This window comes from Pseudomonas sp. ICBG1301 (assembly GCF_016918385.1).
Lineage (GTDB): Bacteria > Pseudomonadota > Gammaproteobacteria > Pseudomonadales > Pseudomonadaceae > Aquipseudomonas > Aquipseudomonas palleroniana.
On sequence record NZ_JAEKGB010000010.1, the window covers coordinates 39,370 to 53,271 of the forward strand.

At 60.6% G+C, this 13,902-nt stretch carries 13 protein-coding genes; 8 read left to right on the forward strand and 5 right to left on the reverse strand.

Features of this window, described 5'->3' with window-relative positions; translation table 11 throughout:
- The first annotated feature begins 2 nt into the window (after positions 1 to 2).
- Together JBE38_RS22165 and JBE38_RS22170 are read left to right on the forward strand one after the other, a co-directional pair.
- Positions 3 to 971 (forward strand): ABC transporter ATP-binding protein, encoded by a 969-nt coding sequence (locus JBE38_RS22165; RefSeq protein WP_060754895.1) that lies wholly within the window; start codon positions 3 to 5, stop codon positions 969 to 971.
- The gene (locus JBE38_RS22170; protein WP_090366801.1) at positions 971 to 1,942 is read left to right on the forward strand and encodes a peptide ABC transporter ATP-binding protein; all 972 of its coding nucleotides are present in this window, start codon (positions 971 to 973) and stop codon (positions 1,940 to 1,942) included. Before JBE38_RS22165 ends, JBE38_RS22170 begins: the two co-directional genes overlap by 1 nt.
- A 112-nt stretch (positions 1,943 to 2,054) precedes the next feature.
- Here the strand turns inward: JBE38_RS22170 and JBE38_RS22175 are convergent, their stop codons facing one another.
- The 3 genes from JBE38_RS22175 to JBE38_RS22185 form a co-directional block, all read right to left on the reverse strand.
- On the reverse strand, positions 2,055 to 2,318 hold the full coding sequence (locus JBE38_RS22175) for a hypothetical protein (RefSeq protein WP_060754893.1): 264 nt from the start codon (positions 2,316 to 2,318) through the stop codon (positions 2,055 to 2,057).
- A 97-nt stretch (positions 2,319 to 2,415) separates the two neighbouring features.
- Positions 2,416 to 2,661, reverse strand: a complete 246-nt coding sequence (locus JBE38_RS22180) for a hypothetical protein (RefSeq protein ID WP_060754892.1) — start codon at positions 2,659 to 2,661, stop codon at positions 2,416 to 2,418.
- Between the two features lie 178 nt (positions 2,662 to 2,839).
- Complete coding sequence (locus JBE38_RS22185; RefSeq protein ID WP_060754891.1) at positions 2,840 to 4,423, reverse strand: peptide chain release factor 3; 1,584 nt, start codon at positions 4,421 to 4,423, stop codon at positions 2,840 to 2,842.
- Positions 4,424 to 4,718: 295 nt separating this feature from the next.
- Here JBE38_RS22185 and JBE38_RS22190 point away from each other — a divergent pair, with 295 nt between their 5' ends.
- From JBE38_RS22190 to JBE38_RS22210, 5 genes are all read left to right on the forward strand, one after another.
- Positions 4,719 to 5,471: an ABC transporter permease gene (locus JBE38_RS22190; RefSeq protein ID WP_240202574.1), complete on the forward strand. Its 753-nt coding sequence runs from the start codon at positions 4,719 to 4,721 to the stop codon at positions 5,469 to 5,471.
- Positions 5,472 to 5,480: 9 nt separating this feature from the next.
- A complete protein-coding gene (locus tag JBE38_RS22195; RefSeq protein ID WP_090366809.1) occupies positions 5,481 to 6,374 on the forward strand; it encodes a glycine betaine ABC transporter substrate-binding protein in 894 nt (297 codons plus the stop codon).
- 12 nt (positions 6,375 to 6,386) lie between these two features.
- The gene (locus tag JBE38_RS22200; protein ID WP_060754889.1) at positions 6,387 to 7,040 is read left to right on the forward strand and encodes an ABC transporter permease; all 654 of its coding nucleotides are present in this window, start codon (positions 6,387 to 6,389) and stop codon (positions 7,038 to 7,040) included.
- Positions 7,037 to 8,194 carry an osmoprotectant ABC transporter ATP-binding protein OsmV gene (locus JBE38_RS22205; protein WP_090366812.1) on the forward strand — a complete coding sequence of 386 codons (1,158 nt, stop codon included), beginning with the start codon at positions 7,037 to 7,039 and terminating at the stop codon, positions 8,192 to 8,194. The genes JBE38_RS22200 and JBE38_RS22205 overlap by 4 nt, the downstream gene beginning before the upstream one ends.
- Before the next feature lie 477 nt (positions 8,195 to 8,671).
- Positions 8,672 to 9,835 (forward strand): type III PLP-dependent enzyme, encoded by a 1,164-nt coding sequence (locus JBE38_RS22210; protein ID WP_090366814.1) that lies wholly within the window; start codon positions 8,672 to 8,674, stop codon positions 9,833 to 9,835.
- Between the two features lie 49 nt (positions 9,836 to 9,884).
- On the opposite strand, the gene JBE38_RS22215 is transcribed toward JBE38_RS22210, so the two are convergent.
- Positions 9,885 to 10,634 carry a tetratricopeptide repeat protein gene (locus JBE38_RS22215; protein WP_205345135.1) on the reverse strand — a complete coding sequence of 250 codons (750 nt, stop codon included), beginning with the start codon at positions 10,632 to 10,634 and terminating at the stop codon, positions 9,885 to 9,887.
- A gap of 1 nt (position 10,635) precedes the next feature.
- On the reverse strand, positions 10,636 to 11,316 hold the full coding sequence (locus tag JBE38_RS22220; protein WP_025856255.1) for a Fe2+-dependent dioxygenase: 681 nt from the start codon (positions 11,314 to 11,316) through the stop codon (positions 10,636 to 10,638).
- A gap of 204 nt (positions 11,317 to 11,520) precedes the next feature.
- Here JBE38_RS22220 and JBE38_RS22225 point away from each other — a divergent pair, with 204 nt between their 5' ends.
- Positions 11,521 to 13,803 (forward strand): TonB-dependent receptor, encoded by a 2,283-nt coding sequence (locus tag JBE38_RS22225; protein ID WP_205345136.1) that lies wholly within the window; start codon positions 11,521 to 11,523, stop codon positions 13,801 to 13,803.
- Positions 13,804 to 13,902: the final 99 nt, after the last annotated feature.

Genomic DNA, 13,902 nt, shown 5'->3' on the forward strand with positions numbered 1-13,902 from the left:
CCATGTCACTGTTAGAAATCAAGAATCTCAACGTCCGCTTCGGCGACAAGACCGCCGTACCGGTGGTCGATGGCCTCGACCTCAAGGTCGACAAAGGCGAAGTACTGGCGATCGTTGGCGAGTCGGGCTCGGGTAAATCCGTGACCATGATGGCGCTGATGGGGCTGATCGAGCACCCGGGCATCGTGACCGCCGACGCGCTGACCTTTGACGGCAAGGACATGCTCAAGCTGAGCAACCGTCAGCGTCGCCAGATCGTCGGCAAGGACCTGGCCATGGTATTCCAGGACCCGATGACCGCGCTGAACCCCAGCTACACCGTGGGTTTCCAGATTGAAGAAGTGTTGCGCCTGCACCTGAAGATGTCCGGCAAGCAAGCGCGCAAACGGGCTATCGAGTTGCTGCAAAAAGTGGAAATTCCAGGCGCGGCCAGCCGCATGGATGCCTACCCGCACCAACTGTCCGGCGGCATGAGCCAGCGTGTGGCAATCGCCATGGCGATCGCCGGCGAACCCAAGCTGCTGATCGCCGACGAACCGACCACGGCACTGGATGTGACTATCCAGGCGCAGATCATGGACCTGCTGCTGGCCCTGCAAAAAGAGCAGAACATGGGCCTGGTGCTGATCACCCACGACTTGGCGGTGGTGGCTGAAACCGCCCAGCGCGTGTGCGTGATGTACGCCGGCCAAGCGGTCGAAGTCGGCCAGGTGCCGCAGTTGTTCGATATTCCGGCGCATCCCTACAGCGAAGCGCTGCTCAAGGCGATCCCCGAGCACAGCCTGGGCGCCACGCGCCTGGCCACGCTGCCGGGTATCGTGCCCGGCCGCTACGACCGCCCGCAGGGTTGCCTGCTGTCGCCGCGCTGCCCGTACGTGCAGGACTCCTGCCGTGCCCAGCGCCCAGGCCTTGACCCGAAAAGCCACAGCCTCGCCCGCTGCTTCTACCCGCTGAACCAGGAGGTGGCGTAATGGCCGTCGTTCTTACTGCCCGCGACCTGACCCGTCACTACGAAGTGTCCCGCGGCCTGTTCAAGGGCCACGCTACAGTGCGCGCCCTCAATGGCGTGTCCTTCGAGCTGGAAGCCGGCAAGACCCTCGCCGTGGTAGGCGAGTCGGGTTGCGGCAAATCCACCCTGGCGCGTGCGCTGACACTGATTGAAGAGCCGTCTTCAGGCTCGCTGAAAATCGCCGGCCAGGAAGTGGCGGGCGCCGACAAGGCCCAGCGCAAGCAACTGCGCAAAGACGTGCAGATGGTCTTCCAGAGCCCGTACGCCTCATTGAACCCACGCCAGAAAGTCGGTGATCAACTGGCCGAGCCGTTGCTGATCAATACCAACCTGTCGGCCGCCGAGCGCCGTGAGAAAGTGCAGGCGATGATGAAGCAAGTGGGCCTGCGCCCTGAGCATTATCAACGCTACCCGCACATGTTCTCCGGTGGCCAGCGCCAGCGTATCGCCCTGGCCCGGGCAATGATGCTGCAACCCAAAGTGCTGGTGGCGGATGAACCGACTTCCGCACTGGACGTGTCGATCCAGGCGCAGGTGCTCAACCTGTTCATGGACCTGCAGCAGGAGTTCAACACCGCGTACGTGTTCATCTCCCACAACCTGGCGGTGGTGCAGCACGTCGCCGACGACGTGATGGTGATGTACCTCGGCCGCCCGGTGGAAGTGGGCCCCAAGGCCGACATCTACGCGCGCCCACTGCACCCCTACACCCAGGCGCTGCTGTCGGCCACCCCGACCATCCACCCGGACCCGAACAAGCCGAAGATCAAGATCGTCGGCGAGCTGCCCAACCCGCTGAACCCGCCGCCTGGCTGCGCCTTCCACAAGCGCTGCCCGTATGCGACCGCACGTTGCAGCAGCGAGGAACCGCAGTTGCGCGCCTTGGATAACCGCCAGGTGGCGTGCCACTACGCGGAGCAGTTCGTCGCCTGACCACGTATAAAAATGCCCTGGGCGATTTGGCCCAGGGCATTGCAGGCGTTCTACCGCCCCGCCCGTCAGATTGCGCATCAGTCTGGCAGGTGGGGCTTTTTTTCAGGTCGACTCAGGTATCGCTGTCACCGTCGCTGTCGTCGCTGTCATCGGGCGGGGCTTGCTGGTCGTCGTCATCCTTGGAGCCGCCCTGGTCTTCATCACCGGGTTCAGATTCACTCTTGGCCAGCTGCAAACCGCCGGTTTGCACGGTATTGGCCGCCACAAACCCCGGGACCTGGCTCTGCACAGCCGTATTGGCCCATGCAGACGAAATGCCCAGGGACAACATCACCAGCACTTTTAGCATCAGCACTAAACGTTGAAAGATAGTCATGGTCGATTTCCGTCCAGTCAGTGAATCATGTGCGCCAGCGTTCGGCCGGCGCTGTGGATCAAGCTAGTTGCGCTACAGGGTTCAAGCCACTTGTGCCTCAGGTATCGCCGTCATCGTAGGTTCCACTGTCCTCGCCTTCGTTGTAAGGGTTTTCCGCATCTTCCTTAGGCGCGGGTTGGGCCTGGGGCTGCCAACCACCGGAGTTGACCTCCTTCTGCTTTTTCTTGCTCACCGCCCCGGTGTCCTTCCACTGGGGGGTGCCTGCATCCGCCAGGGCCCAGGTGGCGCACAGCCCCAAGGCGCCCAGCAGCACCAGTTGAATGGCACGTTGAGTTATACGCACGGGCGTCTCCTGATCCGTCGGTGAGAGAATGAAATAGTTGAAACGCTAGACCGGATGTGGGCTTCTCGCCAATTCGACCGCCGAGTGGAGATCAAGCCGCCATCCACATCGGCTTTTGCAGCGGCCATGAAAAAGGGCGAAGCCATCACAGCTTCGCCCTTTATCTACCGCTCAGACCTTAATGGTGTTCGCGGGTCGCACGGAATTTCACGTCCGGCCAGCGCTCTTCCATCAGCGCCAGGTTGACCCGGGTCGGGGCCAGGTAGGTCAGGTGACCGCCGCCGTCCATCGCCAGGTTTTCCACGGCCTTGTTGGAGAACTCTTCCAACTTCTTCTTATCGCTGCAATCGATCCAGCGCGCGGAGTACACGGTGATAGGCTCGTAGGAGCATTCGACCTTGTATTCCTCTTTCAAGCGGCTGGCCACCACATCGAACTGCAGCACACCGACAGCGCCGAGAATGATGTCGTTGCTGCGCTCGGGGAAGAACACCTGGGTCGCGCCTTCTTCCGCCAATTGCTGCAAACCTTGGCGCAACTGCTTGGATTTCAGCGGATCGCGCAGGCGTACGCGGCGGAACAGCTCCGGGGCGAAGTGCGGGATACCGGTGAAGCCCAGCGCTTCGCCTTCGGTGAAGGTGTCGCCGATCTGGATGGTGCCGTGGTTGTGCAGGCCAATGATGTCGCCGGCGTAGGCTTCTTCGAGCTGTTCACGCTCGGAGGAGAAGAACGTCAGGGCGTCGCCGATGCGTACGTCCTTGCCGGTGCGCACATGGCGCATCTTCATGCCTTTTTCGTATTTGCCGGAGCAGATACGCATGAAGGCGATGCGGTCACGGTGCTTGGGGTCCATGTTCGCCTGGATCTTGAACACGAAGCCCGAGAACTTCTCTTCAACCGGCTCCACGGTGCGCTCGTTGGCCACACGCGGCAGCGGGCGCGGGGCCCAGTCCACCACGGCGTCGAGCACGTGGTCGACGCCGAAGTTGCCCAGGGCGGTGCCGAAGAATACCGGCGTCAGCTGGCCGTCGAGGAATTCCTGCTGGTTGAATTCGTGGCAGGCGCCCTGCACCAGTTCCAGCTGGTCGACGAAACGGTCGTACTCGTCGCCCAGATGAGCGCGGGCTTCGTCCGAATCCAGCTTCTCGATGATCTTGGTTTCGGTACGTTCGTGACCGTGGCCGGCGGTGTAGACAATGATGTAGTCGTCGGCCAGGTGGTACACGCCCTTGAAGTCGCGGTAGCAACCGATCGGCCAGGTGATCGGCGCGGCCTTGATCTTCAGGACGGCTTCGATTTCATCGAGCAGTTCGATGGGGTCGCGGATATCACGGTCGAGCTTGTTGATGAAGCTGACGATGGGCGTGTCACGCAGCCGGCAGACATCCATCAGGGCGATGGTCCGTGGCTCGACACCTTTACCGCCGTCGAGGACCATCAGCGCCGAGTCCACCGCCGTCAGGGTGCGGTAGGTATCTTCGGAGAAGTCTTCGTGGCCGGGGGTATCGAGCAGGTTGACCATGTGGTCGCGATACGGGAACTGCATGACCGACGTGGTAATGGAAATACCCCGTTGTTTTTCCATTTCCATCCAGTCGGAGGTGGCATGGCGGTCGGATTTGCGGGATTTCACCGTGCCGGCCACCGCGATTGCCTTGCCCATCAGCAGGAGCTTCTCGGTGATGGTGGTTTTACCGGCATCGGGGTGGGAAATAATGGCGAAAGTGCGGCGTTTCGCGACTTCGGCGGCCTGGTGGGTCATGGGAAATCGCCTGGCAGGTGAGTCAAAAAAGGGCGGCGAGTATAGCGCAAACCCCGTGGCCCGGACCACCGTTCACCCGATGAGGGGTGGCTAAATACTGCCAAGTATGGAACCTTTAAAAAGGTAGAGACGTCCATTCCCCTGTTATCGCACTCGTAACAGGGGCTGAAAAATCAGCAAGTTAGCCTGACGAGGCTGCGCTCATGGCTCGATCGCATACCGCGTTGACGGTATCGGCGAGCTGCTTTTCGCGAACGCATTCGAAGACAGCCAGCAATGGCATTGCCGCCACGGAATGTGTTCGCCGACAGAAGAAAAAAGGAGTCCGCCTGTGGCTATTCGCTATGGCAAAGGGCTGATAGGAGGCGTGGTTGTCGTCGCGCTCCTGGCCCTGCTGGTCCACTGGATCGGCATCAACACGATCGAACTGTACCGCGACGATTTGTTGTTTTACCTGCAAGCTCACCTGATCCTCGTTCTTGTCTCCATGCTGGCCGCCCTCGTTGTGGGCATCCCCGCCGGTATCCTGCTCAGCCGACCGAACATGGTCGGGCGCGCAGAACGCTTCATGCAGATATTCAACATCGGCAACACCGTCCCTCCCCTGGCCGTACTGGCCATCGCCCTCGGCGTCCTCGGCATCGGCAGCGGCCCGGCCATCTTCGCGTTGTTCCTGGCCTCCCTCCTGCCCATCGTGCGCAACACCTACGAAGGCCTTAAAAACGTCCAAGGCTCCCTGAAAGAAGCCGCCACCGGCATCGGCATGACGCCACGCCAGGTGCTGTTTCGCGTGGAATTGCCCAATGCCGTGCCGATCATCATCGGTGGCGTGCGCGTGGCCCTGGCGATCAACGTCGGCACCGCACCGCTGGCGTTCCTGATCGGCGCCAACAGCCTGGGCAGCCTGATCTTCCCCGGCATCGCCCTGAACAATCAGCCGCAACTGCTGCTCGGCGCCGCATGCACCGCGCTGCTGGCGTTGCTGCTTGACGGCCTGGTGACCCTGACCAGCCGCCTCTGGCTGGAACGCGGGCTGCGCGCGTCTTAAGGAACCGACATGAAAACACTGACCTTGATACTGAGTTGCGTCCTGCTCTGTGCAGGTTTCGCACAGGCGGCGGAAAAACCCGTCATTCGCATCGGCGCCCGGGTGTTCACCGAACAGACCCTGCTTGCCGAAATCACCTCCCAATACCTGCGCACCAAAGGCTATGACACTCGCGTGACTGGCGGCCTGGGCAGCAACCTGGCACGCAGCGCCCAGGAAAGCGGGCAACTGGACCTGATCTGGGAATACACCGGCGTGTCGCTGGTGGCCTACAACCACATCGACGAGAAACTCGACAGCGAACAATCCTACGCACGGGTTAAAGAACTCGACGCGAAAAAAGGCCTGGCCTGGCTGGCACCGTCGCGTTTCAGCAATACCTACGCCCTGGCCCTGCCGGAGAAGGTTGCCGAGGAACACCCTCAAATCAACAGCATCAGCGACCTGACCCAAGCCTTGGCACAAGACGCCAAGGAAAACCGTCTGGTGGCCCTGGACACCGAGTTCGCCAACCGCTCCGACGGCCTGGCCGGCATGGTCAAGCTGTATGACATGAACCTGACGCGCAAAAACACTCGGCAGATGGACGCGGGCCTGGTCTACACCGCGTTGCGCAATGGCCAGGTGTTCGCCGGGTTGGTCTACACCACCGACGGTCGCCTGAACGCCTTCAAATTGAAGCTGCTGGAAGACGACAAGCACTACTTCCCGGACTACACCGCAGCCCCGGTGGTTCGTCAGGTTTATCTCGACGCCCATCCGCAATTGGCAGCTGACCTCAAGCCGCTGGCCGCCCTGTTCGACGATGAAACCATGCGCCAACTGAATGCGCGGGTCGACGTCGACCATGAGAGCCCATCCGCCGTGGCCGCCGATTTCCTGCGCCAACATCCAATCAACTAAATAGGAGAAGACATGGAATTCCTGAACGCCTTTTCCCATCTTGATTGGGCCCAAGTCCTGCACCTGACCTGGCAGCACATCACCCTTGTTGGCATTGCCGTGATCCTCGCGATCCTCATCGGCGTGCCGCTGGGCATCCTGATGACGCGCTTCCCGTCCCTCGCCGGCCCGTTGCAGGCCAGCGCCACGGTCTTACTGACCGTGCCGTCCATCGCCCTGTTCGGCCTACTGCTGCCGTTTTACTCCAAGTTCGGCCAGGGCCTGGGGCCGATGCCGGCAATCACGGCGGTGTTCCTCTACTCCCTGCTGCCGATCATGCGTAACACCTACCTGGCCCTCACCGGCGTCGAGCCGGGCATTCGTGAGGCCGCACGCGGCATCGGCATGACCTTCGGCCAGCGCCTGCGCATGGTCGAATTGCCCATCGCCGTACCGGTGATCCTCGCCGGTGTGCGTACCGCCGTAGTGATGAATATCGGTGTGATGACCATCGCCGCCACCATCGGCGCCGGCGGCCTGGGTGTACTGATTCTGGCTTCCATCAGCCGCAGCGATATGTCGATGCTGATTGTCGGCGCCGTACTGGTCAGCCTCCTGGCCATTTTCGCCGACCTGCTTCTGCAATGGCTGCAACGCTCGCTGACTCCAAAAGGATTGCTCAAATGATCGAACTCCAAAACCTGTCCAAGTCCTTCCAAAGCAACGGCAAGACCATCACTGCCGTCAACGATGTCAGCCTGACCGTCAACGAAGGCGAAATCTGCGTATTCCTCGGCCCGTCGGGTTGCGGCAAGAGCACCACGCTGAAGATGATCAACCGCCTGATCAAACCGACTTCGGGCAGGATTCTGATCAACGGCGAAGACACCACCGACCTCGACGAAGTGACCCTGCGTCGCAACATCGGCTATGTGATCCAGCAGATCGGTTTGTTCCCCAACATGACCATCGAGGAAAACATCGTGGTGGTGCCCAAACTGCTCGGCTGGGACAAGCAGAAATGCCACGACCGCGCCCGCGAGTTGATGAGCATGATCAAGCTGGAACCCAAGCAGTACCTGCACCGCTACCCGCGTGAATTGTCCGGCGGCCAGCAACAGCGGATCGGTGTGATCCGCGCCTTGGCGGCCGATGCGCCGTTGCTGCTGATGGATGAGCCGTTCGGCGCGGTCGACCCGATCAACCGCGAGATGATCCAGAACGAGTTCTTCGAGATGCAACGGGCGTTGAACAAGACGGTGATCATGGTCAGTCACGACATCGACGAGGCGATAAAGCTGGGTGACAAGATCGCGATCTTCCGCGCCGGCAAGCTGCTGCAGATCGACCATCCGGACACCCTACTGGCCCACCCGGCCGACGAGTTCGTCAGCAATTTCGTAGGCCAGGACAGCACCCTCAAGCGCCTGCTGCTGGTGAAGGCCGAGGACGCGGCGGACAACGCCCCATCGGTGAGCCCGGAGACTCCGGTGGCCGATGCGCTGGAACTGATGGATGAGCATGACCGTCGTTACGTGGTGGTCACCTGCGCCGAGAACAAGGCGCTGGGGTATGTACGACGTCGCGACCTGCACCGTCAGACCGGCACCTGCGGCCAATACCTGCGCGAGTTCAACGCCACCGCCGCGTATGACGAACATTTGCGCATCCTGCTGTCGCGCATGTACGAATTCAACCGCTCGTGGTTGCCGGTCATGGATGCAGAGCGGGTGTTCCTCGGTGAAGTGACCCAGGAGTCGATTGCCGAGTACCTGAGTTCCGGTAAGTCGCGTGGGGGCAAAACCAGCATCGTCTCCCCTGCCGAGACCGCATTGGCTTGACCTGACACAACGCAGTTAAAACTGTGGGAGGGGGCTTGCTCCCGATGGCGGTGTGACAGCTACCGATAAGCTGACTGACACACTGCTATCGGGAGCAAGCCCCCTCCCACATTTCCCCCTCGGGGTGTCAGGGAAATCCCACCGATTTGCCACATCCGGGGAACATCAATCCGTCACACCGGTCGGTTACATAAGTAGCTGCACGGGGTGCCGCGACGAACGCGTGCAAAAACGCGACATTTTTAGTTGATCTATAGCCCCTCACGTCCTAAAGTTCGCGCCGAACGTCCATGCTGGAAACGATCCATCCGGCTCAAGTACTGACGACGAGACAGCAAGGCCAAGGGAAGCGGTTGATCCCATGGCCTTTTTGCTTTCGGCGACATGCCTTGGGAAGTAGGCGAACCAAAGTGGGGATACGGAGGACGTTCATTTGCACCCATTGCTAATTTCAGTTTGCCCTTAGGAGTTCCCAGCATGTCGATCCAGGTCGAAGATTATTTCGCGCGCGCCACTTTTGACAAAATGAAGGCGTTCGCCGACAAGCAAGAAACCCCGTTCGTGGTGATCGACACCGCGATGATCAGCCAGGCCTACGATGACCTGCGCGCCGGTTTCGAATTCGCCAAGGTCTATTACGCGGTCAAGGCCAACCCAGCCGTCGAAATCATCGACCTGTTGAAAGACAAGGGGTCGAGCTTCGACATCGCCTCGATCTACGAGCTGGACAAGGTACTGGGCCGCGGCGTCAGCCCGGACCGTATCAGCTACGGCAACACCATCAAGAAATCCAAGGACATCCGCTACTTCTTTGAAAAGGGTGTGCGCCTGTTCTCTACCGACTCCGAAGCCGACCTGCGCAACATCGCCAAGGCTGCGCCGGGGGCGAAAGTGTATGTCCGTATCCTCACCGAAGGCTCGACCACGGCCGACTGGCCTCTGTCGCGTAAATTCGGCTGCCAGACCGACATGGCCATGGACCTGCTGATCCTCGCCCGCGACCTGGGCCTGGTGCCGTACGGCATCTCGTTCCACGTGGGTTCGCAGCAGCGCGACATCAGCGTCTGGGACGCGGCGATCGCCAAGGTCAAAGTGATCTTCGAACGTCTGAAAGAAGAAGACGGCATCCACCTCAAGCTGATCAACATGGGCGGCGGCTTCCCGGCCAACTACATCACCCGCACCAACAGCCTGGAAACCTACGCGGAAGAAATCATCCGCTTCCTCAAGGAAGACTTCGGCGACGACCTGCCGGAAATTATCCTGGAGCCAGGGCGCTCGTTGATTGCCAACGCCGGTATCCTGGTCAGCGAAGTGGTGCTGGTGGCGCGTAAATCCCGTACTGCCGTCGAGCGTTGGGTGTACACCGACGTGGGCAAGTTCTCCGGCCTGATCGAAACCATGGACGAAGCCATCAAGTTCCCGATCTGGACCGAGAAGAAAGGCGAGATGGAAGAAGTGGTCATCGCCGGTCCTACCTGCGACAGCGCCGATATCATGTACGAAAACTACAAATATGGCCTGCCGCTGAACCTGGCGATCGGTGATCGCCTGTACTGGCTGTCGACCGGTGCGTACACCACCAGCTACAGCGCGGTTGAATTCAACGGCTTCCCACCGTTGAAGTCTTACTACGTGTAAGCCCGCCGCACACAAAAAACCCATGACAGGTCATGGTTTTTTTTATGCCTCAAGACAAGCTGGCGGCGCGTTGCCGGTAGGCTTGCGCCATTGCGCGGACCTGCGGATCATTGGCCGCCGCCAACGCCTTGTGCGCCGTCAGCAAAAACTTACGATTGCCGCCCGCCAATGCTTTGCGCAGCCAACCCAACGCTTCATCGATTTGCGCTCTATCGGCCAGCACCGCCGCGTAACTGAATTGCCCGCGAAAATCACCGCCCTCGGCGGAGCGGCGATACCACTCGACGGCGGCCTCCAGATCCCTTGGGCAACACTGCCCGTCTTCCAGATAACGGCCCACCAGATTCATGGATTTGGCATGGCCCTGCTCTGCCGCCAGGCGATACAGCCTCAACGCTTGCCGTCGGTCTTCAGCGACACCTCGGCCGGTCGCCAGCAGATTGGCATAGTTGTACTGGCCCCAATCCAACCCAGCCTGCGCCGCCAGGCGATATTCCCGCGCAGCCGCCGCCTCGTTGATGGCACAGCCCCAACCATGCTCCAGGCAACGCCCGGCCATGTTGCGCGCCATTAAATGGCCGCGCTTGGCTGCAATCTGAAACCAGCGCAATGCCAGCGCTTCATCCCGCGCAATGCCGCGCCCTTCCAGCAGGATCTGCCCCAGCAACGCCTGCGCTTCAGTCACGCCTTCCTTCGCCGCCATCAGAATCGCCTGGGCTGCGCGCACCGGGGAGTCGTCGAGCATGCTTCGCAGTTGCTCGACGTTGAGCACTTCCTCGCGGCGCAATAAAAAACTCATGTCAGACCTCGACCCAGCGACGCAACAGGTTGTGGTAGGTGCCGGTCAGTTGGATCAGGGCCGGGTGGTCAGGCACGTCGCGGGTCAGTTGCTGGATGGCGCCGTCCATCTCGAACAGCAAGGTGCGCTGACTGTCTTCACGCACCAGGCTCTGGGTCCAGAAGAACGAGGCATAACGCGCACCGCGGGTCACGGCGTTGACTTTATGCAGGCTGGAGCCGGGGTACAGCACCATGTCACCGGCCGGCAACTTGACCCGTTGCAGGCCGAAGGTGTCCTGGATTTCCAGTTCGCCGCCGTCGTACTCATCCGGGTCGCTGAAAAACAAGGTAGACGACAGGTCGGTGCGCACCCGCTCGTGACTGCCCCGCGCCTGGCGCACGGCGTTATCGATATGGAAGTCGAAACTGCCGCCGGCGGTGTAACAGTTAAGCAACGGCGGGAAGACCTTGTGCGGCAACGCGGCGGACATGAACAGCGGGTTTTTCCACAACCGCTCCAACATTGCGGCGCCAATTTCCTTGGCCAGCGGGTGGCCTTCGGGCAATTGCAGGTTGTGCTTGGCTTTGGCGGACTGGTGCCCGGCAGTGATCTTGCCGTCGGCCCATTCGGTGGTTTCCAGGGCCTGGCGAATGCGCTGCACTTCCTCACGAGAGAACAGGCCGGGTATGTGCAGCAGCATGGGGCAGCCCCTGAATACGGAAAGGTGCTAATGGTATTGATTCTTATCCGCCATGTAAAACACCCAGACGAATGAGTGCGTGGAAACCGTAAGGCAAAAGTGTAAAGAATGTAAATTCAATGCGAATAGCAATGTATCGCAATTGATAGAAAGTCTTGTTGAGCCTATATTCCGCGGCCTCACATCCTTGGGGAAGGACACGTCATGTCGCGCACCACTACAAAAACACCGGCCAGTTCACCACGCATGCTGGCATCGGCCATCGGCGTCGCTCTCACTGCCGGCTCTGTCACCCACCTGGCGCAAGCGGCTGAAGTCACTGAACCCAAAGGCGAGCGCAACAGCATCTCCCTGGGTGCCACCAGCATCACCGGCCAGGAACAGGACAACACCTCCTACCAGGTGGAAAAGGCCTCCTCGCAGAAGTACACCGCCCCGCTGGTGGACACCCCGCGATCGGTCACTGTAGTGCCGCAACAAGTCCTGAAAGACACCGCCGCCACGTCGCTGCAAGATGCCCTGCGCACCGTACCGGGGATTACCTTCGGTGCCGGTGAAGGCGGCAACCCTCAAGGCGACCGTCCCTTCATTCGTGGTTTTGACGCCCAGGGCGACACCTATCTGGACGGCGTGCGCGACACCGGCGGCCAGAGCCGCGAGATCTTCGACATCGAGTCGATTGAAGTCAGCAAAGGTCCGAACTCATCCTTCGGCGGTCGCGGCTCGGCCGGCGGCAGCCTCAACCTGGTCAGCAAGACGCCCCAGGCGCGGGACTTCACCAACGGTGGTTTCACCTACGGCTCCGACCAGACCCGCCGCTACGTACTCGACGTGAACCGCCAGTTCCTCGACAACGCCGCGTTCCGCCTGAACCTGATGAGCCACGAGCAGAATGTGGCCGGCCGCGATGCGATCAATTACGACCGTTGGGGTGTAGCGCCGTCGCTGACTTTCGGCCTGGGCACACCGACCCGCGTCAACCTCAGCTACTACCACATGGAAAGCGATGATCTGCCGGATTCGGGCATTCCCTATGGCTACGGATCGTCGACCGCCACCGCCCACGTGCACGACAAACCTGTCGATGGCGGCGACAGCAACAACTTCTACGGCCTGAAGAGCCGTGACTTCCGCAAGACCCGCGCCGACATCAGCACCGTCTCCATCGAGCACGATCTGAACGACAATATGACCCTCAAGAACACCCTGCGCCACGGCAGCACTGGCCAGGACTATGTGCTCACTCAGCCGGATGACAGCAAGTTCAACGTCAACCGTTACGGCACGGTATGGCGCCGCGCCAACAGTCGCGTGTCCACCACCACGACCACCACTAACCAGACTGACCTGTTCGGCAGTTTCCAGGCCCTGGGCTTGAAGCACAGCTACTCCACAGGTCTGGAGTTCACGGGTGAAGAAACCCGTGTCAGCGGCTACAACGTCAGCCCTAACGCCAACCCTGTGTGCACCGCCGCCAAGGGCAGCCTGGGAGGCCAGTGCACATCCCTGAGCAATCCGAACCCGGACGATGTCTGGAACGGCAGCATCGCGCGCAATTACAACGGCACCAACACCAAGGCCACCAGCCGCGCCGCGTACGTATTCGATACCATCGAACTCGACCCGAAATGGTTGCTGAACATGGGCCTGCGTTACGACACCTTCGACACCGTGGCCAACAGCAACGCCACCACCGGTCGCAGCAAAATCAAGGAGGACAGCCAATTCTTCAACTGGCAGGCAGGCCTGGTCTGGAAGCCGCTGGAGAATGGCAGCATCTACGCCTCCTACGCGACCTCGGCTTCACCTCCCGGCGGCTTGGTCGGCGAAGGGGCTGACGGCAATCCGCTATCGGCCGGCGCAGCCACCAGCGACCTCAAACCGGAAGAAACCGTCAACTATGAGCTGGGCACCAAGTGGGACCTGTTCCACGATCGCCTGTCCCTGACGGCTGCCGTATTCCGTACCGAGAAGAAAAACACGCGAATCCTGGTGGACGCCCTCACCTACCAGAACGCCGGCGAATCCCAGGTCGATGGCGTGGAATTGTCCGCCAGCGGCAAGCTGACCGAACAATGGCAAGTATTCGCCGGGTATACCTATCTGGACAGCGAGCTGGTCAAATCGGGCCTCAACGGGCGTAACGGTGTCGTCAGTGCCGGCTCCAGCAAAGGCAACCAGATGCCCAACACGCCGAAGAACTCGTTCAGCTTGTGGACCACTTACAACCTCACGCCAAAACTCACCATCGGCGGCGGCGCCTTTTACGTCGACCAGGTTTACGGCGATGTGGGTAACACCGTGTACGTACCGTCCTACACCCGCTACGACGCCATGGCCAGCTACAAGCTGACCAAGAACGTCGACCTGCAACTGAACGTGCAAAACCTGACCGACAAGACCTACTACGACAAGGCCTTCTCTACGCACTTCGCCAACCAGGCCGCCGGTCGTACGGCGCTGTTGACCACCAGCTTCCACTTCTAAAAGCGGTCAACGCCCCGCCAAAAGCCCCACGTATCGGATGCGTGGGGCTTTTGCATGTAAAAAAGAATGCTTCTCGACAACTCACGGCATAATGCGCGC

What these genes read in the sequence shown, in the direction of transcription:
- JBE38_RS22200 (WP_060754889.1), top strand. Translation starts at nt 6,387, where the DNA reads ATGGAATTCCTGAACGCCTTTTCCCATCTTGATTGGGCCCAAGTCCTG.
- JBE38_RS22175 (WP_060754893.1), bottom strand. Translation starts at nt 2,318, where the DNA reads ATGACTATCTTTCAACGTTTAGTGCTGATGCTAAAAGTGCTGGTGATG.
- JBE38_RS22220 (WP_025856255.1), bottom strand. Translation starts at nt 11,316, where the DNA reads ATGCTGCTGCACATACCCGGCCTGTTCTCTCGTGAGGAAGTGCAGCGC.
- JBE38_RS22185 (WP_060754891.1), bottom strand. Translation starts at nt 4,423, where the DNA reads ATGACCCACCAGGCCGCCGAAGTCGCGAAACGCCGCACTTTCGCCATT.
- JBE38_RS22195 (WP_090366809.1), top strand. Translation starts at nt 5,481, where the DNA reads ATGAAAACACTGACCTTGATACTGAGTTGCGTCCTGCTCTGTGCAGGT.
- JBE38_RS22165 (WP_060754895.1), top strand. Translation starts at nt 3, where the DNA reads ATGTCACTGTTAGAAATCAAGAATCTCAACGTCCGCTTCGGCGACAAG.
- JBE38_RS22210 (WP_090366814.1), top strand. Translation starts at nt 8,672, where the DNA reads ATGTCGATCCAGGTCGAAGATTATTTCGCGCGCGCCACTTTTGACAAA.
- JBE38_RS22225 (WP_205345136.1), top strand. Translation starts at nt 11,521, where the DNA reads ATGTCGCGCACCACTACAAAAACACCGGCCAGTTCACCACGCATGCTG.
- JBE38_RS22170 (WP_090366801.1), top strand. Translation starts at nt 971, where the DNA reads ATGGCCGTCGTTCTTACTGCCCGCGACCTGACCCGTCACTACGAAGTG.
- JBE38_RS22190 (WP_240202574.1), top strand. Translation starts at nt 4,719, where the DNA reads ATGTGTTCGCCGACAGAAGAAAAAAGGAGTCCGCCTGTGGCTATTCGC.
- JBE38_RS22205 (WP_090366812.1), top strand. Translation starts at nt 7,037, where the DNA reads ATGATCGAACTCCAAAACCTGTCCAAGTCCTTCCAAAGCAACGGCAAG.
- JBE38_RS22215 (WP_205345135.1), bottom strand. Translation starts at nt 10,634, where the DNA reads ATGAGTTTTTTATTGCGCCGCGAGGAAGTGCTCAACGTCGAGCAACTG.